This is a genomic window from Microbacterium sp. AG790 (genome assembly GCF_003634765.1).
In the GTDB taxonomy this organism is placed as follows: Bacteria; Actinomycetota; Actinomycetes; order Actinomycetales; family Microbacteriaceae; genus Microbacterium.
The window spans coordinates 118,825-139,034 of sequence record NZ_RBWZ01000008.1 but is presented as its reverse complement, the minus strand read 5'-3'; the positions used below and the strand labels follow the sequence as shown (position 1 = coordinate 139,034).

Genomic DNA, 20,210 nt, shown 5'->3' with positions numbered 1-20,210 from the left:
AAGGGCACCACGTGTCGGAACTGGTTTGGGATGAGATCGATCGGCGCGCGGTGGACACCGCTCGCGTGCTGGCCGCGGATGCCGTGGAGAAGGTGGGCAACGGACACCCCGGCACGGCGATGAGCCTCGCGCCGGCCGCATACCTGCTGTATCAGCGTGTGCTGCGTCACGATCCGTCCGACACGCACTGGCTCGGCCGTGACCGCTTCATCCTCTCCGCCGGACACTCCTCGCTGACGCAGTACGTGCAGCTCTATCTCGGCGGTTTCGGACTCGAGCTGTCCGATCTCGAGTCGCTGCGCACCTGGGGCTCCCTGACCCCGGGCCACCCGGAGTACGGCCACACGAAGGGTGTCGAGATCACGACGGGCCCGCTCGGCCAGGGCCTGTCCTCGGCTGTGGGCTTCGCGTACGCGGCCCGCTACGAGCGCGGCTTGTTCGACCCCGAGGCGGCGGCCGGCACGAGCCCGTTCGACCACTTCGTGTACGTGATCGCGGGCGACGGCGACCTCCAGGAAGGCGTCACCAGCGAGGCCTCGAGCCTGGCCGGTCACCAGAACCTCGGAAACCTCATCGCCATCTACGACTCGAACCAGATCTCGATCGAGGACGACACCAACGTCGCCTTCACCGAGGACGTGGCCGCCCGTTACGAGGCCTACGGCTGGCAGGTCCAGACGGTCGACTGGAAGAAGACCGGGGAGTACGTCGAAGACGTCGCCGAGCTGTACGCCGCGATCGAGGCCGCCAAGGGCGAGACCGACAAGCCGTCGCTGATCATCCTGAAGACGATCATCGGATGGCCCTCGCCCGGCAAGCAGAACAGCGGAAAGATCCACGGCTCCGCCCTGGGCGCCGACGAGCTGGCGGCGACGAAGAAGGTCCTCGGGTTCGACCCGGAGAAGTCCTTCGTCGTCGACGACGACGTGATCGCGCACACGCGCGCTCTCCAGGGGCGGGCGACCGAGGCGCGCGCGGCCTGGCAGGTCGCCTTCGACGCGTGGGCTGCGGCCAACCCCGAGCGCAAGGCCCTGCTGGAGCGCCTGGAAGCGGGCGAGCTGCCCGCCGATGTCTCCGTCCCGGAGTTCACGTCCGGTAAGGACGTGTCCACGCGCGCCGCTTCGGGTCAGGTCATCAACGCGCTCGCCGCGCAGCTTCCGGAGCTCTGGGGCGGTTCCGCCGACCTGGCCGAGTCGAACCTCACGACGATCAAGGACGCCAAGTCGTTCATTCCCGCCGAGTGGTCGACCCACGAGTGGTCGGGAGACCCGTACGGGCGTGTGCTGCACTTCGGCATCCGCGAGCACGCGATGGGTGCGATCGTCAACGGCATCAAGCTGCACGGCCCGACACGCCCGTTCGGCGGCACGTTCCTGATCTTCAGCGACTACATGCGCCCGCCGGTGCGTTTGGCCGCTCTGATGGACATCCCCTCGATCTTCGTGTGGACGCACGACTCGGTGGCCCTCGGCGAGGACGGACCGACGCACCAGCCGATCGAGCAGCTGTCGACGCTGCGGCTCATTCCGAACTTCACCGTGGTGCGCCCGGCGGATGCGAACGAGACGTCCGCGGCCTGGCTGGAGATCGTCCGTCGCACCAGCGGCGGCCCGGTCGGCATCGCGTTGACGCGTCAGAACATCCCCGTGTTCCCTCGCGGCGAGGCGGGCTTCGCGACGACCGACGGCGTGGCGAAGGGGGCGTATGTGCTCATCGACGCCGAGGGCGGACAGCCCGACGTGATCATCATCGCGACCGGCTCCGAGGTGCAGCTGGCCGTCGCGGCCCGCGAGACCTTGGCCGCCGAGGGCATCCAGGCGCGCGTCGTCTCGGCCCCGTCGCTGGAGTGGTTCGCCGAGCAGGATGCCGCCTACCGCGAGAGCGTGCTGCCGGCCGCCGTCACGGCGCGCGTGTCCGTCGAGGCCGGGTCGACCCCGCTCTGGCGCGGCATCGTGGGCGATGCCGGCCGTACGGTCGGCATCGACCACTTCGGCGCCTCCGCCGATTACAAGACCCTGTTCGAGAAGTTCGGTATCACCACCGATGCGGTCGTGGAAGCGGCCCGCGCAACCGTCAAGGAGAACGCATGAGCACCCCCACCCCGGGCTCGACCCCGACCCAGCAGCTCGTCGACGCCGGCGTCAGCATCTGGCTCGACGACCTCTCCCGCGCGCGCATCGCGTCGGGCAACCTCGCCGACCTGATCTCGTCGCGCAATGTCTCGGGCGTCACGACGAACCCGTCGATCTTCCAGGCCGCCATCGGCAACCAGAACGACGACTCGTACGACGCACCGCTGGCCGCGCTGGCCGAAGGCGGCGCGGATGTCGACGCCGCGATCTTCGAGCTGACGACCACCGACGTGCGTGACGCCGCCGACATCTTCCGCGGCGTGTTCGACGCGACGGGCGGCGTGGACGGCCGCGTGTCGATCGAGGTCTCCCCCGATCTCGCTCACGACACCGACGCCACCGTCGCCGAGGCGGAGAAGCTGTGGGCCAAGGTCGACCGGCCCAACGCCCTCATCAAGATCCCCGCGACCAAGGCCGGCCTGCCCGCGATCACCGCGGTCATCGGCGCGGGCATCTCGGTCAACGTGACGCTGATCTTCTCGCTCGAGCGGTACGCCGAGGTCATCGACGCCTACCTGGCGGGCCTGGAGCAGGCGAAGGCGGCCGGGCATGACCTGTCCGGCATCCACTCCGTCGCCTCGTTCTTCGTTTCGCGCGTGGACACCGAGGTCGACAAGCGTCTGTCGGCTTTCGAGAGCGAGGATGCCGAGGCGCTGAAGAGCCGCGCGGGCCTGGCGAACGCGCGTCTGGCCTACGAGCTGTTCGAGCAGCAGTTCGCGACCGCGCGCGCTCAGGAGCTCATCGCCGGCGGCGCGAACGTGCAGCGTCCGCTGTGGGCCTCGACCGGTGTGAAGGATCCCGCGCTGCCCGACACGCTCTACGTCACCGAGCTCGTCGCACCCGGCACCGTCAACACGATGCCGGAGAAGACGCTCGACGCCACCTTCGACCACGGTGTCGTCACCGGCGACACCGTCACCGGTGCCTACGCGGACGCTCATCTGGTCTTCTCGCAGCTCGCCGAACTCGGCGTCGACATCAACGATGTCACCCAGACGCTCGAGGACGAGGGCGTCGCGAAGTTCATCGCCTCGTGGCAGGACCTCAAGAAGACCGTCGCCGAGGCACTGGCGACGGCCCCGGAGACCAGCCGGTGAGTTTCGAGATCCACGTCTCGGGTCACGTCAAGCAGGTCGTCGACCAGACCGTTCCGGGTCTGGTCGACAGCCTGATCGCCAGCGGTATCACCGCCGGCGACGCCGACCTGTGGGGACCCGAGGCGGCATCCGAGGCGGCTGTCCGCCTCGGATGGGTGAACGCGGTCAGCGTGTCACGCCCCCTCGTCGCCGAGATCCTCGCGCTGCGCGAGAATCTCGTCGCGCGCGGTCTCACCCGCGTCGTGCTCGCGGGGATGGGGGGCTCTTCGCTCGCGCCCGAGGTCATCACGCGCACGGCGGGCGTGCCGCTCGTGATCCTCGACTCGACCGACCCGGCACAGGTCCTGGCCGCGATCGACGGGGATGCCGAGTCCGGCAGCCTCGCGCAGACGGTGCTCGTCGTCGCATCGAAGTCGGGGTCGACCATCGAGACCGACTCCGCGCAGCGCGCCTTCGCGGCTGCCTGGTCCGATCTCGGCATCGATCCCGCTGAGCGCATCGTCGTGGTCACCGACCCGGGATCCCCGCTCGAGCAGTCCGCCCACGACGCCGGGTACCGCGTGTTCACCGCCGACCCGAACGTGGGAGGACGCTATTCGGCGCTCACCGCCTTCGGGCTGGTGCCCTCGGGTCTGGCGGGCGCGGACATCGCGGAGCTGCTGGACGAGGCGGAAGCCACGCTTCTGGAGGTCGCCATCGACGACCCCCGAAACCCCGCGCTCACACTCGCCGCGGCCATCGCCGGCGGGCACCCGCGCCGCGACAAGCTGGGCCTGATCAGTGACGGCACGCACATCGCCGGCCTGCCCGACTGGATCGAGCAGCTCGTCGCGGAATCGACCGGCAAGAACGGCACCGGCATCCTTCCCGTGGTGCTGCTGCCGCTGTCCCCGGAGGTCGACCAGACCCCGGCAGACATGCAGCTCGTGCGTCTCGTGGATGATGCCGTGCATTTCCGGCTGATCGAGCAGCACCCCGACGAGGTGCTCGTGAGCGGATCGCTGGGCGCCCAGTTCGTCGTCTGGGAGTACGCGACCGCCATCGCAGGACGCATGCTGGGCATCAACCCGTTCGACCAGCCGGACGTCGAGTCCGCCAAGGCCGCCGCTCGCGCGCTGCTCGAGTCGCGTCCCGACGCCAGCGCACCCGCCTTCACGGTGAACGGCGTCGAGGTCCGCGTATCCGATCCCGTGCTCGCGGCGTCCGGCACGCTCGCCGGGGTGCTCGACGCCCTCTGGGCTCGTCTCGGCCCCGACGGCTACGTCGCGGTGCAGGCCTACGCCGACCGCACCTCGGTGCCGCAGCTCGCCGGCATCCGCGAGCTCATCGCCGCCGATACGGGTCGACCCGTCACGTTCGGCTGGGGGCCCCGCTTCTTGCACTCCACGGGCCAGTATCACAAGGGCGGGCCCGCCACCGGGGTGTTCCTGCAGATCATCGGCGCCGGTGAGGTCGATCTGGAAATACCCGGTCGCCCCTTCACGTTCCGTCAGTTGATCACCGCTCAGGCAGCCGGCGACGCGGACGTGCTCGTCGCGCACGGACGGCCGGTGGTCACCCTCACCCTGACCGACCCTCAGGTCGAGGTGCTTTCCCTGTTCGAGGCCGCGCAGTAGCGCGACCAGGAGGAGTCTTTCTCGATGACTGCCGAGATCTCGCGCGACCACAATCCGTTGCGCGATCCCGATGACCGCCGCCTCAACCGCATCGCAGGTCCGAGCGCGCTGGTGATCTTCGGCGTGACAGGCGATCTGTCGCGCAAGAAGCTCATGCCGGCCGTGTACGACCTCGCCAACCGGGGACTTCTGCCTCCCGGCTTCGCTCTGGTGGGCTTCGCGCGACGCGACTGGGAGGACCAGGACTTCGCCAACGTCGTCCATGATGCGGTCCGTCAGTACGCACGCACGCCGTTTCGCGAGGAGACGTGGAAGCAGCTCCTGCAGGGCATCCGCTTCGTGTCGGGTGAGTTCGGCGACGACGACGCGTTCCGCCGCCTGCGCGAGACGGTGGAGAAGCTCGATGTCGAACGCGGGACGATGGGAAACCACGCGTTCTACCTGTCGATCCCGCCACGCGACTTCCCCATCGTCGCCAAGCAGCTGAAGGCGTCCGGGCTCGTCGACGACAGGTCGAACAATCCGGATGCCTGGCGCCGTGTCGTCATCGAGAAGCCCTTCGGCAGCGATCTGCAGACGGCCCGCGAGCTCAACGCCACCCTCGAGGTCGCCTTCCCGGCCGACTCGATCTTCCGCATCGACCACTACCTCGGCAAGGAGACGGTGCAGAACATCCTCGCGCTGCGCTTCGCGAACGAGCTGTTCGAGCCGATCTGGAACGCCAACTACGTCGACCACGTGCAGATCACGATGGCCGAGGACATCGGCGTCGGCGGTCGCGCCGGCTACTACGACGGCATCGGCGCGGCACGCGACGTCATCCAGAACCACCTCCTGCAACTCCTGGCGCTCACCGCGATGGAGGAGCCCATCTCGATGGATGCGAAGGATCTGCGCGCCGAGAAGGAGAAGGTGCTTGCGGCGGTGCGCCTGCCCGACGACCTGTCCACCGCCACGGCGCGAGGTCAGTACGGCGGCGGCTGGCAGGGCGGCGAGAAGGTCACCGGCTTCCTCGAAGAGGACGGGATGAACCCGGACTCGACGACCGAGACGTACGCGGCCGTGAAGCTCGAGATCGCGACCCGCCGCTGGGCGGGAGTGCCCTTCTACCTGCGCACCGGCAAGCGCTTGGGGCGGCGGGTGACGGAGATCGCCGTCGTCTTCAAGCGCGCGCCGCAGCTGCTCTTCCAGCGCAATCAGACGCTCGAGCTCGGGCAGAACGCGCTCGTGATCCGCGTGCAGCCGGACGAAGGGGTGACGATCCGGTTCGGCTCGAAGGTGCCCGGTGCGGGCAACGAAGTACGCGACGTCACGATGGACTTCGGCTACGGCCATGCGTTCACCGAGTCGAGCCCCGAAGCGTACGAACGCCTCATCCTCGACGTGCTGCTGGGCGACCCGCCGCTGTTCCCCCGTCACGAGGAGGTCGAGCTCTCGTGGAAGATCCTCGACCCCGTCGAGGAGTTCTGGAGCTCCGAGGGCGGACCGCTCGAACAATACTCTCCCGGCTCGTGGGGCCCTCCCTCAGCCGATGAACTCCTGGCCCGCGACGGCCGCGTCTGGAGGCGTCCATGATCGTCGACCTGCCCGACACCACGGTGTCGAAGATCGCGCGTTCGCTCGTGAGCGTGCGCGAGGAGGGTGGCGCTGTCGCCCTCGGACGCGTGCTGACCCTGGTGATCGTCACGACCCATGGCCTGCACGAGGAGGCCATCGAGGCCGCGAACGATGCCTCGCGGGAACACCCGATGCGTGTCATCGTGCTCATCGCGAACCCCGACGGCGACGCCAAGCTCGACGCCCAGATCCGCGTCGGGGGCGACGCCGGCGCCAGCGAGGTCGTGGTGCTGCGCGCGCAGGGCGATGTCGCCAGCAACCAGGAGGGCCTCGTGACGGGGCTCCTGCTGCCGGATGCGCCCGTCATCGCGTGGTGGCCGGACTTCCCGCCGGTGGAGCCCGCGGCATCCGACATCGGACGCATGGCCCAGCGCCGCATCACCGACGCGTCGACGAAGCCGTATGCCAAGGACCGCCTGTCCCGACTGGCACCTTCCTACGAGCCCGGCGACACCGACCTCGCGTGGACGCGCCTCACCCACTGGCGTGAGCAGCTGGCCGCGGTGCTCGACCAGCCGCCTTATGAGCCCGTGACTGGCGTCGAAGTGATCGGCGCCGGCAGCTCGCCCTCGACCGGTCTGCTCGCGGCATGGCTGCGACTCAAGCTCGACGTGCCGGTCACCTGGCGTTACTCGGCCCCCGAGGACTGGGAGCACGGCATTCAGAAGGTGCGCCTGACGCGAGCGAACGGCGACATCGTCCTCGAGCGGACGAACGACATCGACGCGACGCTCACGCAGCCCGGACAGCCGTCGCACGACATCGTTCTCCCCCGCCGAACGCTCCGCGAATGCCTCGCGGAGGAGCTGCGCAGGCTCGATCCGGACCTCCTGTATGGTCGAGTGATCACGGAGGGCTGGGAGCTTCTCGGCCCGGCGACCGCGACCGAGTCCTAGGAGTTCCGATGGCGCAGATGTGGACCGAGAAGCGTGTCGTGATCAGCCCCGACGCGCCGACGCTGGCGACGGCGGTCGCCGAGCGTCTGCTCTCCCGTCTCGCTCGCCGATCGGCCGCGGGCAAGACGACGCACATCGCTCTCGCCGGCGGCCAGATCGGCACTGCCGTGCTGCGCGCCGCCGGTGAGAGCCCTCGGCGCGCCGACATCGACTGGTCGCTCGTGCACATCTGGTGGGGCGACGAGGTGTTCGCGGCACCGGACGACCCCGACCGTCACGACAGCGCCGCGCGCGCCGCGCTTCTGGACCGTGTCGAGCTCCCCTCGAGCAACATCCACACGATCTCCGCCAGTGACGACGCACCCGATGCGGATGCCGCGGCGGGCGCGTACGCCGACGAGCTGGCGCGTTTCGGCACGCCAGAACAGGCATGGCCTGAGTTCTACGTGTGCTTCTTGGGCGTCGGATCTGATGGACACGTCGCCTCACTGTTCCCCGACCGTGGCGAGATCCAGCTCACGGATCGCACGGTCGTCGCCGTCCACGATGCCCCGAAACCGCCGGCGGTGCGTGTCACCATGACCCGGCCGGTGATCAACTCCGCACGCTGCGTGTGGCTGGTCGTCTCCGGCACCGACAAGGCGGCCGCCCTCGGTCTGGCCCTCGCCGGCGCCAGCTATGAGACCGTGCCGGCGGCCGGCGCCAAGGGGCGCAAGAAGACCATGTTCTTCGTCGACGAGGCCGCCGCCGCGAACGTGCCCGCCGAGCTCATCGACCAAGACTTCTGATCGACCCTCAGCTCACAGCAGAAGCCCTCGTGCGCGACGATCATTCGTCTCGCACGAGGGCTTCTGCGTGGGCCTCGGGCCGGAAGGTCAGGCTTGGCCGCGGCGTTCCCGCAGCTGCTGCAGGGCGTCGTCGAGAAGGGCATCGGCCTCTTCGTCGGTGCGACGCTCCTTCACATAAGCCAGATGCGTCTTGTAGGGCTCGGTCTTCGCGAGAGCCGGGGGGTTGTCCTTGTCACGTCCCGCCGGCAGTCCCGAGTGCGGAGAATCGATGACTTCGGGGATCTCCTCCTCCGCGATTCCCGCGGCGAAGTAGCGGACGGTCTCGTTTCCCAGAGCGTCCCAGTACGACACGGCGATGCGGTCGGCGTGATGGCCGTGGTCCTGCTCGCCCATGGGTCCGGCACCCACTCGGGTGCCGCGAATCGCGTTTCCGCCGGTTGCCATCAGAGCCCCTGGAACTTGGTGATGAGTCCGAGCGCGACGATCGCGACGAACCAGACGAGTGCGAGGACGACAGTGAACCGGTTGAGGTTGCGCTCCGCGAGACCCGACGATCCGAGGGCGGAACTCATGCCGCCACCGAACATGTCGGACAGGCCGCCACCGCGCCCCTTATGCAGGAGGATCAGGAGGGTCAGCAGGAGGCTGGTGATGCCCAGCACCACCTGCAGTACGAACTCGAGGATGTCCACAGTCGAAAAAGCCTTTCGCGGCGCCCGCGTCATCGAGCGCACAAAGGTCGAGTATACCGAGGTTTGCACTCGCGCCCTGCGGTTCTCGCTCAACGACCGGAGGCTCTCCTCCGGTCGTTGAGCGAGCGAAGCGGGTCGAAACGCGGAGCGCAGCGCGTCGAATGACCCGTGTCAGACGCCGACGTGCTTCTGGTAACGGATGATGGCGGCGAACTCGTCGGCCACCAGGCTCGCCCCTCCGACGAGCGCGCCGTCGACATCGGGCTCCCGCATGAAGCTGGCGATGTTGCCGGACTTCACCGAACCGCCGTAGAGCACACGGGTACGCGCCGCGGCATCCGCACCGAGAGTCTCGGAGAGCACCTGGCGCAGCGCCGTGCACACCTCCTGAGCCTGTTCGGGCGACGCCACCTGACCGGTGCCGATGGCCCAGACGGGCTCGTAGGCGACGACGATGTCCGCGTCGGTCGCAACCCCAGCCAGAGCCGCCTGCAGCTGCGCGACCGAGACCGCCGTGGGCCCCGACTGCTCACGCTGCTCGAGCGTCTCACCCACGCAGATCACCGGGACCAGGCCGTGCCGCAGCGCCGCCTGAACCTTCTCGGCGACGATCGCGTCGGACTCGTGGTGGTACTCGCGACGCTCGGAGTGACCGATGATCACGTACCGGCAGGCGAGCTTGCTCAGGAAGGCTCCCGAGACCTCGCCCGTGTAGGCGCCGGAGTCGTGCGTCGACAGGTCCTGAGCGCCCAGCGCGAAGGGGATCTTGTCGGCATCCAGCAGCGTCTGGACCGTGCGCAGATCGGTGAACGGCGGGAAGACCGCCACCTCGACAGATCCGTCGTCGTGCCCGGCATCCTTCAATGTCCAGTGCAACTTCTGCACGAACGCGACCGCCTGAAGGTGGTCGAGGTTCATCTTCCAGTTGCCGGCGATGAGCGGTGTGCGCGACATCAGGCCTCCCATCCCAGGATCTCCAGCCCGGGGAGCTTCTTGCCCTCCAGGAACTCCAGGCTTGCGCCGCCACCGGTCGAGATGTGACCGAACTGGTCGTCCGCGAAGCCGAGCTGACGAACGGCTGCTGCCGAGTCGCCGCCACCTACGACCGACAGACCGTCGACCTCGGTCAGCGCCTGCGCGACCGTCTTCGTTCCGGCTGCGAACGCCGGCATCTCGAACACGCCCATCGGCCCGTTCCAGAACACCGTCTTCGCGCCGCGGATCGCGTCGGCGAAGATCTCCGCCGTACGCGGACCGATGTCCAGACCCATGCCGTCGGCGCCGAAGGGGGTGTCCTCGAGCGCGTCGGCGGAGGCGACGACGTGATCGGCATCGGCGGCGAAGCCGGATGCCATGACCGCGTCGACCGGGAGGATCAGCTCGACGCCGCGCGCCGCGGCATCCGCGATGTAGCCCTTGACGGTCTCGATCTGATCGGTCTCGAGCAGGCTCTTGCCGACCGGGTGGCCCTGAGCCGCCAGGAAGGTGAAGAGCATGCCGCCACCGACGAGGATCTTGTCTGCGCGAGGCAACAGATGGGCGATGACACCCAGCTTGTCGCTGACCTTCGACCCGCCGAGGACGACGGCGTAGGGGCGCGCAGGGTTCTCCGTGAGGCGGTCGAGCACGTCGACCTCCTTCTCGATCAGATACCCCGCGGCCGACGGCACCAGCTCGGCGAGATCGTAGACCGACGCCTGCTTGCGGTGCACGACACCGAAACCATCGGAGACGAGGACGTCGCCGAGGGCGGCGAGCTGCTCCGCGAAGGCGCGACGCTCGGCGTCGTCCTTCGCGGTCTCACCGGGGTTGAAGCGCAGGTTCTCGATGACGGTCACATCGCCGTCCTCGAGCGCTGCCACGGCCTCCTGGGCGGACTCCCCCACCGTGTCGCGGGCGAACACGACCGGCTTGCCGAGCAGCTCCGAGAGACGCTGAGCAACCGGCTCGAGGCTGTACTTGGGGTCGGGCGCGCCGTCCGGGCGACCGAGGTGGGAGCACACGATGACGCGCGCGCCCTGGTTGATGAGCTCGTTGAGGGTCGGAAGAGCCGCCCGGATACGGCCATCGTCCGTGATGACGCCGTCCTTCAGAGGGACGTTGAAGTCAACACGGACGATGACGCGCTTACCGGCCAGCGACCCGAGGGATGCAAGGGTGCGCAAAGCCATGGCGAAGCCTCAGAGCTTGTCGGCGACGAGCTCGGTGAGGTCGACGAGGCGGTTCGAGTAGCCCCACTCGTTGTCGTACCAGGACGAGACCTTGACGAGGTTGCCGGAGACGTTCGTCAGGCCCGCGTCGAAGACCGACGAGTGCGGGTCGAGCTGGATGTCGCTGGAGACGATGGCGTCCTCGTTGTACTTGAGGTAGCCGACGAGCTCACCCTCGGCCGCAGCCTTCTTGTAGGCCGCGTTGATGACCTCGGCCGTGAGGCCCTCGGTCGGGGTGATGATCGTGAGGTCGACGATCGAACCGGTGGGAACCGGCACGCGGTACGACGAGCCGCTCAGCTTGCCGTTGAGCTCGGGCAGGACGAGGCCGATGGCCTTGGCCGCACCGGTCGAAGCCGGGACGATGTTGATCGCGGCGGCACGGGCGCGGTGCAGGTCGCTGTGCGGGCCGTCCTGGAGGTTCTGGTCGGCCGTGTAGGCGTGCGCCGTCATCATGAACCCGCGCTCGATGCCGAAGTTGTCGTTGAAGACCTTGGCGAGGGGCGCGAGGCAGTTCGTGGTGCAGGAGGCGTTGGAGATGATGTTCATCGTCGCCGCGTCGTAGTCGCCGTCGTTGACACCCATGACGAAGGTGCCGTCGACGTCGGTGCCGGGAGCGGAGATGATGACCTTCTTCGCACCGCCTTCGATGTGCTTCTTCGCGTCGACGGCCTTGGTGAAGCGACCGGTCGACTCGATGACGATGTCGACGCCGAGCTCGCCCCACGGGAGGTTCGCCGGGTCGCGCTCTTCGAAGACCTTGATGGCCTTGCCGTTGACGGTGATGGAGTCAGCATCGTACGAGACCTCGGCGTCGAGGCGGCCGCCGACGGAGTCGTACTTGAGCAGGTGGGCGAGGGTCTTGTTGTCGGTGAGGTCGTTCACCGCCACGATGTCGAGGTCAGCTCCCTGCTCCAGCGCGGCACGGAGGAAGTTGCGGCCGATACGGCCGAAGCCGTTGATTCCGATCTTGACAGACACGTTGTCTCCCGGTTCATGTCGCGACGGCGACGGCGTTTCGACGCGCCACTCGCGAACTTGGTGTGTGAAGGAAAAAGGATGCCGGGTCACCACCCGTCGCCGGGAGGGACCCGGCATCCTCACCTGGTCATGAGACTACTACTTGAGCAGTCCGGCCGTCTTCTCGCGCGCCGTCGAAAAGCGCTCGGCGACGTTGCCCCAGTTGGCGATGTTCCAGACCGCCTTGACGTAGTCGGCCTTGACGTTGAGGTAGTCCAGGTAGAAGGCGTGCTCCCACATGTCCAGCTGGAAGACCGGGATGGTTCCCTGCGCCGTGTTGGACTGCTGGTCGAAGAGCTGCTGGATGATCAGCTGCTCGCCGATCGTGTCCCAGCTGAGCACCGCCCAGCCGGAGCCCTGGATGCCGGTGGCCGCCGCCGTGAAGTGGGCCTGGAACTTGTCGAAGCCGCCGAAGAACTCGTCGATGGCCGCCTTGAGCTCGCCCTCGGGAGCCCCGCCGCCGCCGTCGCTGGCCGGCGCCAGGTTGGTCCAGAAGATCGAGTGGTTGACGTGTCCGCCGAGGTTGAAGGCGAGGTCCTTCTCCAGCTTGTTGACGTTCGCGAGGTTGCCGCTCTCACGGGCCTCGGCGAGCTGCTCGAGCGCGGTGTTCGCACCCGTCACGTACGCCTGGTGGTGCTTGTCGTGGTGAAGCTCCATGATCTTGCCACTGATGTGCGGCTCGAGAGCTGCGAAATCGTAGGGGAGGTCGGGCAGCGTGTAGATCGCCATGTTCTCTTCTTCCTGTCGTCGGCGCCGCAACTGCGCTGCGGCGATGGGACATTGCCATCCTATTGAGGTGCAACGCGGGAGCGAGGGGGTTGTTCCCTCTGAGGACGACGTGTAACGGCCTCGGGCGGCTTCAGTCCTCGAGGCCCTCCGGAACCGCGGAGTCCGTGCCGGGGATGCCGTCGGCGACGGCCTTCTTGTCGGCCATGGCGAGAAGACGCCGGATACGGCCGGCCACGGCATCCTTGGTCAACGGCGGGTCGGCGTGGTGCCCCAGCTCATCCAGGCTCGCGTCGCGGTGGGACAGACGAAGCTCTCCCGCTTCGCGGAGGTGATCGGGGACCTCGTCGCCGAGGATCTCGAGCGCACGCTCGACCCGCGCGCACGCGGCGACGGCGGCCTGCGCCGAGCGACGCAGGTTGGCGTCGTCGAAGTTGACGAGTCGGTTCACGCCGGCGCGCACTTCGCGGCGCTGGCGCATCTCCTCCCAGGCCTGGGCCGTGCGCACCGCGCCCATCTCGGCGAGGGCCACGCGGATCGCCTCACCGTCGCGCACGACCACGCGGGGCACGCCGCGCACCTCGCGGGCCTTGGCGGCGATGCCGATGCGATGCCCGGCCCCGACCAGCGCCATGGCCGCCTCGCCAGACGGGCACGCGATCTCCAGCGCGGCCGACCGACCGGGGTCGGACAGCGTGCCGCTCGCGAGGAACGCACCGCGCCAGACGGCGGCCAGATCATGGCGAGCGCCCGTGGTCAGCTTGTTCGGAAGCCCCCGCACCGGACGACGACGCGCATCGAGCAGACCCGTCTGACGGGCGAGCGTCTCGCCGCCTTCGATGACACGGACGGCGAAGTGGCCGCCGGCGCGACCGCCCGACGCCTGCACACGATGCAGTTCGGGACGGACCCCGTAGATCTCCATGATGTCGCGGGCGACACGACGCGCGAGCGGGTCGGTCTCCAGTTCGGCCTCGACGGCGACGCGGCCCGCGATCGAGTGCAGCCCACCGGAGAAGCGGAGGATGGCGGTGAGTTCGGCCACCCGCGCCGTGGGACGAGGGTCGCGGACCGCGGCCAGCTCTGACTTCACGTCAACGGTTGGCGACACAGCGATCCTTCGTTCGGGGGTGCGGGACAAAGGAACAGCCTACTCGCGACCGAGGTCGCGATGCTTCACCCGAACGGCGACCCCGGGAACCTGTGCGAGCCTGTCGGCGAGCTCCACCGCCGTCACGACCGAACGATGCTTGCCTCCGGTGCAGCCCACCGCAAGCACGGAGTGGCGCTTGTTCTCGCGCTGATAGCCGGCGAGCACGGGATGCAGCGCGCTCGCATATGCGTCGATGAACTCGCGTGCACCCTCTTGGGCCAGGACGAAGTCACGCACGGGTTCTTCTTCACCCGTGTGTCCCTTCAGCTCGGGGACCCAATACGGGTTCGGCAGGAAGCGCATATCGGTGACGAGGTCGACGTCGGTCGGCAGACCGTACTTGAAGCCGAAACTCATCACCGTGATGGTGTGGCGCGCCTCTCCGACGTCGCTGAAGAGGTCGACGACGCGCGAGGCGAGCTGATGGATGTTCATCTCGCTCGTGTCGATGATGACGTCGGCACTCTCGCGGATCACCCGGAGACGATCGCGCTCGCGCAGGATGCCGTCGAGGATCGTTCCGTCACCCTGCAACGGGTGCGGCCGCCGCACGGACTCGAACCGGCGCACGAGCACATCGTCTGCGGCGTCGAGGAACAGCACCCGTAGCTGCCGTCCGGCCCGCAACGCGTTCGTGACCGCCGGCAGCGCCTGGAAGAGATCGCGCCCGCGGACGTCGACGACCGCGGCGAGCTTCGGGAGCGCCCCGCCTGCCATCTCGGTCAGTTCGAGCAGATGCACCAGCATCTGCGGCGGCAGATTGTCGACGACGTACCAGCCGAGGTCTTCGAGGGCGTTGGCCGCCGTCGTGCGCCCCGCTCCCGACATGCCGGTGACGATGAGCACCTCACCGGCGCGCTGATCGTCGGTCACGTGCTCTCCCTGGGTGTTCGAGGGCCGGTGCGGATGAGCACAGCCTAGCGATTCGCGAGGCGCTGCTCGATCGCGGCGGCGAGTTTGGGGCCGATCCCGGGGAGCACCGTCATCTCGTCCGCGGAGGCGTTGCTGAGAGCGGCGACCGACCCGAAGTGTCGCAGCAGCGCTTTGATACGCGCGTCGCCGAGGCCGGGCACCTCACCCAGCACGGTCGAGATGTCGCGCTTGCGGCGCTTGCGCTGATGAGTGATGGCGAAGCGGTGAGCCTCGTCACGCAGCCGCTGGATCAGGTAGAGCGCCTCGGAGGTGCGCGGAAGGATCACCGGGAAGTCCTCCCCCGGCAGCCAGATCTCCTCCAAACGCTTGGCGATGCCGCAGAGCGTGATCTCGGTGTGCCCGGCATCCTCGAGGGCGCGCGCGGCCGCGGCGACCTGGGGCGCGCCGCCGTCGACGACCAGCAGCTGCGGACGATACGCGAACCGCGGGCGTTTGCGCTCGGCGACCACCGGCGCCTCAGGATCAGCCGGATCGGTCGCCGGCGCCGGCCGTTCCGACTCCGCGGCGGCCGCGGCCTCGTCGCGGTCGACGTGGGCCAGGCGCCGCGTCAGCACCTGATAGAGCGAGTCGGTGTCGTCGGTGGTCTCTGCGATGCTGAACGAGCGGTACTGATCCTTGCGCGGCAGACCGTCTTCGAAGACCACCATCGAGGCGACCACGTTGGTACCCGACAGATGAGACACGTCATAGCACTCGATCCGCAGCGGCGCCTCGTCCATGCCCAGAGCGAGTTGCAGGTCGGTGAGAGCCTTCGTGCGCGACGTGTAGTCGGAGGTACGGCGCGTCTTGTGCAGCAGCAGTGCCTGCTGTGCGTTGAGGGTCGCCGTGCGCATCAGGTCGGCCTTGCGGCCGCGTTGCGCGACCTGCACGCTCACGCGCTTGCCGCGCCGCTCCTGCAGCCACTGCTCCAGCTCGGCCGCATCGTCCGGCAGGCGGGGCACGAGAACCTGGCGCGGGATGTCGGATGCCGCAGCGTCGCCGTAGGTGCGCTGGATCACCTGATCCACCAGGTCGGCGGAGGAGATGTCGAGCTCCTTGTCGATGGTCGTGGCACGGACGCCGCGGACGCGACCGCCGCGGACGACGAAGTGCTGCACCGCCGCCGAGAGTTCGTCTTCCGCGATGCCGAACAGATCGGCATCCGTGTCTTCGGCCAGGACGAGAGAGCTGCGGCTCAGTACCGCGTCGATCGCCTGCAGCCTGTCGCGGTACACCGCGGCCGATTCGTAGTCCATCGCCGCCGCCGCTTCGCGCATGCGTGCGGTGAGATCACGCGCGAAGCGCTGGTCTCCGCCGGCCATGAAAGCGACGAAATCGTCGACGATCGCGCGATGCTCCTCGACCGTGACTTTCATCGAGCACGGTCCCCCGCACCGACCGATCTGCCCCGGGAAGCACGGCCGTCCCGTCGCCATGGCCTTCTTGTACGACGCATCGGAGCAGGTGCGGATGGGAAAGACCTTGATCATCAGGTCGATCGTGTCGTGCACGGCCCACACCTTGGGGTACGGTCCGAAATAACGCGCTCCGGGGATGCGCCGATTGCGGGTCACGATGACGCGCGGCGCTTCGTCGGCCAGGGTGATCGCCATGTACGGGTAGGACTTGTCGTCCTTGTACCGCACGTTGAACGGCGGCGAGAACTCCTGGATCCACATGTACTCCAGTTGCAGCGACTCGACATCGCTGCCGACCACCGTCCACTCCACGGATGCCGCCGTCAGCACCATCCGGCGGGTGCGCTCGTGCAGAGTATGCAACGGGGCGAAGTAGTTCGACAGGCGGGCACGCAGATTCTTGGCCTTGCCGACGTAGAGAACGCGACCGTCCGCGTCGCGGAAGCGGTATACGCCCGGCTGGGTCGGGATCTCCCCCGGCTTCGGCTTGTAGGCAAGCGCGTCGGCCATCGTCAGCCTGCCTTCCGCACCGGCCCCCGCGCCGTCGCACCCGCGTCAGACGGCTTCGCCGCGAGGATCTCGGCGAGGAAGGCGCCCGTGTGGCTCTCTTCGACGCGCGCCACCTGCTCGGGTGTACCCGTCGCGACGATGCGCCCGCCGCCCGAACCGCCCTCGGGTCCGAGGTCGATGATCCAATCGGCCGACTTGATCACGTCGAGATTGTGCTCGATGACGACGACCGTGTTGCCCTTGTCGACGAGACCGCCCAGCACCTTCAGCAGCAGGGACACGTCCTCGAAGTGCAGACCGGTCGTGGGCTCGTCGAGGACGTAGATGCTGCGCCCGTTCGAGCGGCGCTGCAGCTCGGTCGCGAGCTTGACCCGCTGCGCCTCGCCGCCGGAGAGGGTCGTCGCCGACTGCCCGAGCCGGACGTAGCCGAGACCGACGTCGACGAGCGTCTTGAGGAAACGATGGATCGCCTGGATCGGCTCGAAGAAGTCGGCCGCCTCCGAGATCGGCATCTCGAGCACCTCGGCGATGTTCTTGCCCTTGTAGTGCACCGCGAGCGTGTCACGGTTGTAGCGCTTTCCGTGGCAGACCTCGCAGTCGACGTAGACGTCGGGGAGGAAGTTCATCTCGATCTTGATGGTGCCGTCGCCCGAACATGCCTCGCAGCGGCCGCCCTTGACGTTGAAGCTGAACCGGCCGGGCTGATAGCCGCGCACCTTCGCCTCGGGCGTCTCGCTGAACAGCGTGCGGATGCGGTCGAACACCCCCGTGTACGTTGCGGGGTTGGAGCGCGGCGTCCGTCCGATGGGAGCCTGATCGACGTGCACGACCTTGTCGAGGTTGTCGAGCCCGGTGATGCGGGTGTGCTTGCCCGCCACACGCCGCGCCCCGTTGAGCTTTGTCGCGAGGACTTCGTAGAGGATGCCGTTGACCAACGTCGACTTGCCCGAGCCGCTGACGCCCGTCACTGCGGTGAGCACGCCGAGCGGGAACTCGGCGGTGACGTTCTGCAGGTTGTTCTCGCGCGCGCCGACGACGGTCAGCATTCTCTTCTTGTCGACCTTGCGACGCTTCTTGGGCGTCGCGATCGCCCGCCGCCCGCTGAGGTACGCGCCCGTCAGGGAGCGCTCCTCCTCGAGCAGTGAGGACAGCGGGCCCGAGTGGACGACCTCGCCGCCGTCGACGCCGGCGCGAGGCCCGATGTCGACGATCCAATCCGAGGCCTGCACGGTCTCTTCGTCGTGCTCGACGACGATGAGGGTGTTGCCCAGGTCCTTCAGCCGAACGAGAGTCTCGATCAGCCGGCGGTTGTCGCGTTGGTGCAGTCCGATGGAAGGCTCGTCGAGCACGTACAGCACGCCCGTCAGACCCGATCCGATCTGCGTCGCAAGTCGGATGCGCTGGGCCTCACCGCCGGAGAGCGAGCCCGCCGAGCGGCCGAGGCTCAGGTAGTTCAGTCCGACCTGCACGAGGAAGTCCAGGCGCGCGCGGATCTCTCTCAGCACGGCGGCGGCGATCTTCGCTTCCCGGTCGGTCAGCTCGAGCTGCGCGAAGTACTGCTGCGCGTCGGCCAGACTCATGCGCGACGCGTCGGCGATGGAGTGATCGTGCACCAGCACCGCGAGCACCTCTGGCTTCAGCCGGTCGCCGTGGCACACGGGGCACGGGACCTCACGAAGGTACTCCGCCCACCGCTGGCGCTGCGCGTCGGTCTCGGCCTGGGTGTACTGACGCTCGATGTAGGGCACCACACCCTCGAAACCGGACGAGTAGCGCATCTCCCGGCCATAGCGGTTGCGCCACTTCACCGTGACCTTGTAGTTCTCACCGCGCAGGATCGCGTCCTGGACATCCGTGGACAGATCTCGCCACGGTGTGTCGAGCGAGAAGTCGAGGTCGTCGGCCAGACCCACCAAGAGTCGCTCGTAGTACTGGTAGAGCCCCTTGCCTTGCGTCGTCCATGGGATGATGACGCCGTCGTTGATCGACAGTTCTTCATCGCCCAGCATCAGCTCGACGTCGACCGACATCCGCGTGCCCAGACCCGAGCACGTGGGGCAGGCTCCGAACGGAGCGTTGAACGAGAAGGTGCGCGGCTCGATCTCGGTGAGCTGGAGCGGGTGACCGTTCGGGCAGGCCAGCTTCTCACTGAAACTCACCCACGCGTCGTCGCCTTCTTCGTCGACGAAGTTGATCTGGACGATGCCGTCGGCAAGGCCCAGCGCCGTCTCCACCGAGTCGGTGACGCGGCCGAGGATGTCGCCACTGGCCACCAGGCGGTCGACCACGACGGCGATGTCATGCTTGTAGCTCTTCTTCAGCGTCGGGGGCTCCGCGAGCTGGATCAGCTCTCCGTCCACCACGGCGCGGGCGTATCCCTTGGCCGACAGCTCCTTGAAGAGGTCGACGAACTCGCCCTTCTTCTGCGTCACGACCGGCGCCACGATCTGATAGCGCGTGCGCTCGGGCAGCTCCATGAGCTGATCGGCGATCTGCTGCACGGTCTGTCGCTGGATCTGAGCGCCGCACTCGGGGCAATGCGGAACACCGATGCGGGCCCACAGCAGACGCATGTAGTCGTGGATCTCGGTGATCGTCCCGACCGTCGAACGCGGGTTGCGGTTCGTCGACTTCTGATCGATCGAGACGGCGGGACTCAATCCCTCGATGAAGTCGACGTCCGGACGGTCGACCTGACCGAGGAACTGTCGCGCGTAAGCGCTGAGCGACTCCACATAACGACGCTGGCCTTCGGCGAAGATCGTGTCGAAAGCGAGGCTGGACTTGCCCGAACCGGACAGCCCGGTGAAGACGACGAGGGAGTCGCGCGGGATGTCGAGATCCACATTCTTGAGGTTGTGGACGCGGGCTCCGCGGACGCTGAGTTTCGACGAGGCAACGGGGACGATGGGCACCGGACAAGTCTAGGTGTGGCCTCCGACACGGGATCCGAGGTGCGCTCTCGGCGTAGCCTCAGTCCGGCCGACGGCCGGCGAAGGGGGCGAGACCGTCACGCAGCGCCGCCAGCTGTGCGGCATCCATCCCGACTCTCGCCATGATCTGTCCGGGAACCTCCAGTGCCCTCTCACGCAGAGACATCCCGTCCGCCGTGAGCGCGATATCCAGCACGCGCTCGTCGTCGGCACGTCGCGTCCGACTGACCCGCCCCTGCGCCTCGAGACGCTTGACGAGGGGCGACAGGGTGGCCGGCTCCATCGCGAGCTCCTCCGCGAGCTCACCCAGCGAGCGCGGTGACTGCTCCCAGAGGGCGAGCATCACCAAGTACTGCGGGTGCGTCAGTCCGAGCGGATCGAGGACGGGACGGTAGATGGATACCACGTTGCGTGCGGCCGTCACGAGCGCGAAGCACAGCTGGTTCTCGAGTTTCAGCAGATCGTCACGCGATTCCATGCGTCCAGTGTA

At 68.0% G+C, this 20,210-nt stretch carries 17 protein-coding genes; 6 read left to right on the top strand and 11 right to left on the bottom strand.

Going from position 1 to position 20,210, the window contains the following annotated elements:
* Positions 1 to 11: 11 nt before the first annotated feature.
* Genes tkt through pgl form a run of 6 tightly spaced genes read left to right on the top strand, consistent with a single transcriptional unit; the run spans position 12 to position 8,146 of the window.
* Complete coding sequence (tkt, locus tag DEU37_RS08520; RefSeq protein ID WP_121190240.1) at positions 12 to 2,090, top strand: transketolase; 2,079 nt, start codon at positions 12 to 14, stop codon at positions 2,088 to 2,090.
* Entirely contained in the window at positions 2,087 to 3,229 is a 1,143-nt protein-coding gene (gene tal, locus DEU37_RS08515; protein WP_121190238.1) for a transaldolase, read from the top strand. Before tkt ends, tal begins: the two co-directional genes overlap by 4 nt.
* Positions 3,226 to 4,845, top strand: coding sequence for a glucose-6-phosphate isomerase (locus tag DEU37_RS08510; RefSeq protein WP_121190237.1), 1,620 nt, complete (start codon positions 3,226 to 3,228; stop codon positions 4,843 to 4,845). The genes tal and DEU37_RS08510 overlap by 4 nt, the downstream gene beginning before the upstream one ends.
* Positions 4,846 to 4,869: 24 nt before the next feature.
* A complete protein-coding gene (gene zwf / locus DEU37_RS08505) occupies positions 4,870 to 6,420 on the top strand; it encodes a glucose-6-phosphate dehydrogenase (RefSeq protein WP_121190235.1) in 1,551 nt (516 codons plus the stop codon).
* Positions 6,417 to 7,358 (top strand): glucose-6-phosphate dehydrogenase assembly protein OpcA, encoded by a 942-nt coding sequence (locus DEU37_RS08500; protein ID WP_121190234.1) that lies wholly within the window; start codon positions 6,417 to 6,419, stop codon positions 7,356 to 7,358. The genes zwf and DEU37_RS08500 overlap by 4 nt, the downstream gene beginning before the upstream one ends.
* 8 nt (positions 7,359 to 7,366) lie before the next feature.
* On the top strand, positions 7,367 to 8,146 hold the full coding sequence (gene pgl / locus DEU37_RS08495; RefSeq protein ID WP_121190232.1) for a 6-phosphogluconolactonase: 780 nt from the start codon (positions 7,367 to 7,369) through the stop codon (positions 8,144 to 8,146).
* A gap of 87 nt (positions 8,147 to 8,233) precedes the next feature.
* On the opposite strand, the gene DEU37_RS08490 is transcribed toward pgl, so the two are convergent.
* From DEU37_RS08490 to DEU37_RS08440, 11 genes are all read right to left on the bottom strand, one after another.
* Positions 8,234 to 8,590 carry an RNA polymerase-binding protein RbpA gene (locus tag DEU37_RS08490; RefSeq protein ID WP_005049266.1) on the bottom strand — a complete coding sequence of 119 codons (357 nt, stop codon included), beginning with the start codon at positions 8,588 to 8,590 and terminating at the stop codon, positions 8,234 to 8,236.
* The gene (secG, locus tag DEU37_RS08485; RefSeq protein ID WP_036283588.1) at positions 8,590 to 8,838 is read right to left on the bottom strand and encodes a preprotein translocase subunit SecG; all 249 of its coding nucleotides are present in this window, start codon (positions 8,836 to 8,838) and stop codon (positions 8,590 to 8,592) included. The genes DEU37_RS08490 and secG overlap by 1 nt, the downstream gene beginning before the upstream one ends.
* 171 nt (positions 8,839 to 9,009) lie before the next feature.
* Positions 9,010 to 9,792 (bottom strand): triose-phosphate isomerase, encoded by a 783-nt coding sequence (gene tpiA, locus DEU37_RS08480; protein ID WP_121190485.1) that lies wholly within the window; start codon positions 9,790 to 9,792, stop codon positions 9,010 to 9,012.
* Positions 9,792 to 11,009: a phosphoglycerate kinase gene (locus tag DEU37_RS08475; RefSeq protein ID WP_121190230.1), complete on the bottom strand. Its 1,218-nt coding sequence runs from the start codon at positions 11,007 to 11,009 to the stop codon at positions 9,792 to 9,794. Before DEU37_RS08475 ends, tpiA begins: the two co-directional genes overlap by 1 nt.
* A 9-nt stretch (positions 11,010 to 11,018) precedes the next feature.
* The gene (gene gap, locus DEU37_RS08470) at positions 11,019 to 12,029 is read right to left on the bottom strand and encodes a type I glyceraldehyde-3-phosphate dehydrogenase (protein ID WP_121190228.1); all 1,011 of its coding nucleotides are present in this window, start codon (positions 12,027 to 12,029) and stop codon (positions 11,019 to 11,021) included.
* A 138-nt stretch (positions 12,030 to 12,167) separates the two neighbouring features.
* A complete protein-coding gene (locus tag DEU37_RS08465; protein WP_121190226.1) occupies positions 12,168 to 12,797 on the bottom strand; it encodes a superoxide dismutase in 630 nt (209 codons plus the stop codon).
* 130 nt (positions 12,798 to 12,927) lie between these two features.
* Positions 12,928 to 13,905, bottom strand: a complete 978-nt coding sequence (gene whiA, locus DEU37_RS08460; protein WP_005049255.1) for a DNA-binding protein WhiA — start codon at positions 13,903 to 13,905, stop codon at positions 12,928 to 12,930.
* 39 nt (positions 13,906 to 13,944) lie between these two features.
* Complete coding sequence (gene rapZ, locus DEU37_RS08455; RefSeq protein WP_121190224.1) at positions 13,945 to 14,820, bottom strand: RNase adapter RapZ; 876 nt, start codon at positions 14,818 to 14,820, stop codon at positions 13,945 to 13,947.
* 44 nt (positions 14,821 to 14,864) lie between these two features.
* Positions 14,865 to 16,787, bottom strand: coding sequence for an excinuclease ABC subunit UvrC (gene uvrC, locus DEU37_RS08450; protein ID WP_121190223.1), 1,923 nt, complete (start codon positions 16,785 to 16,787; stop codon positions 14,865 to 14,867).
* A 2-nt stretch (positions 16,788 to 16,789) separates the two neighbouring features.
* Positions 16,790 to 19,702 carry an excinuclease ABC subunit UvrA gene (gene uvrA, locus DEU37_RS08445; RefSeq protein ID WP_121190221.1) on the bottom strand — a complete coding sequence of 971 codons (2,913 nt, stop codon included), beginning with the start codon at positions 19,700 to 19,702 and terminating at the stop codon, positions 16,790 to 16,792.
* A 58-nt stretch (positions 19,703 to 19,760) separates the two neighbouring features.
* Entirely contained in the window at positions 19,761 to 20,198 is a 438-nt protein-coding gene (locus tag DEU37_RS08440; protein WP_121190220.1) for a MarR family winged helix-turn-helix transcriptional regulator, read from the bottom strand.
* Between the last annotated feature and the right edge of the window lie 12 nt (positions 20,199 to 20,210).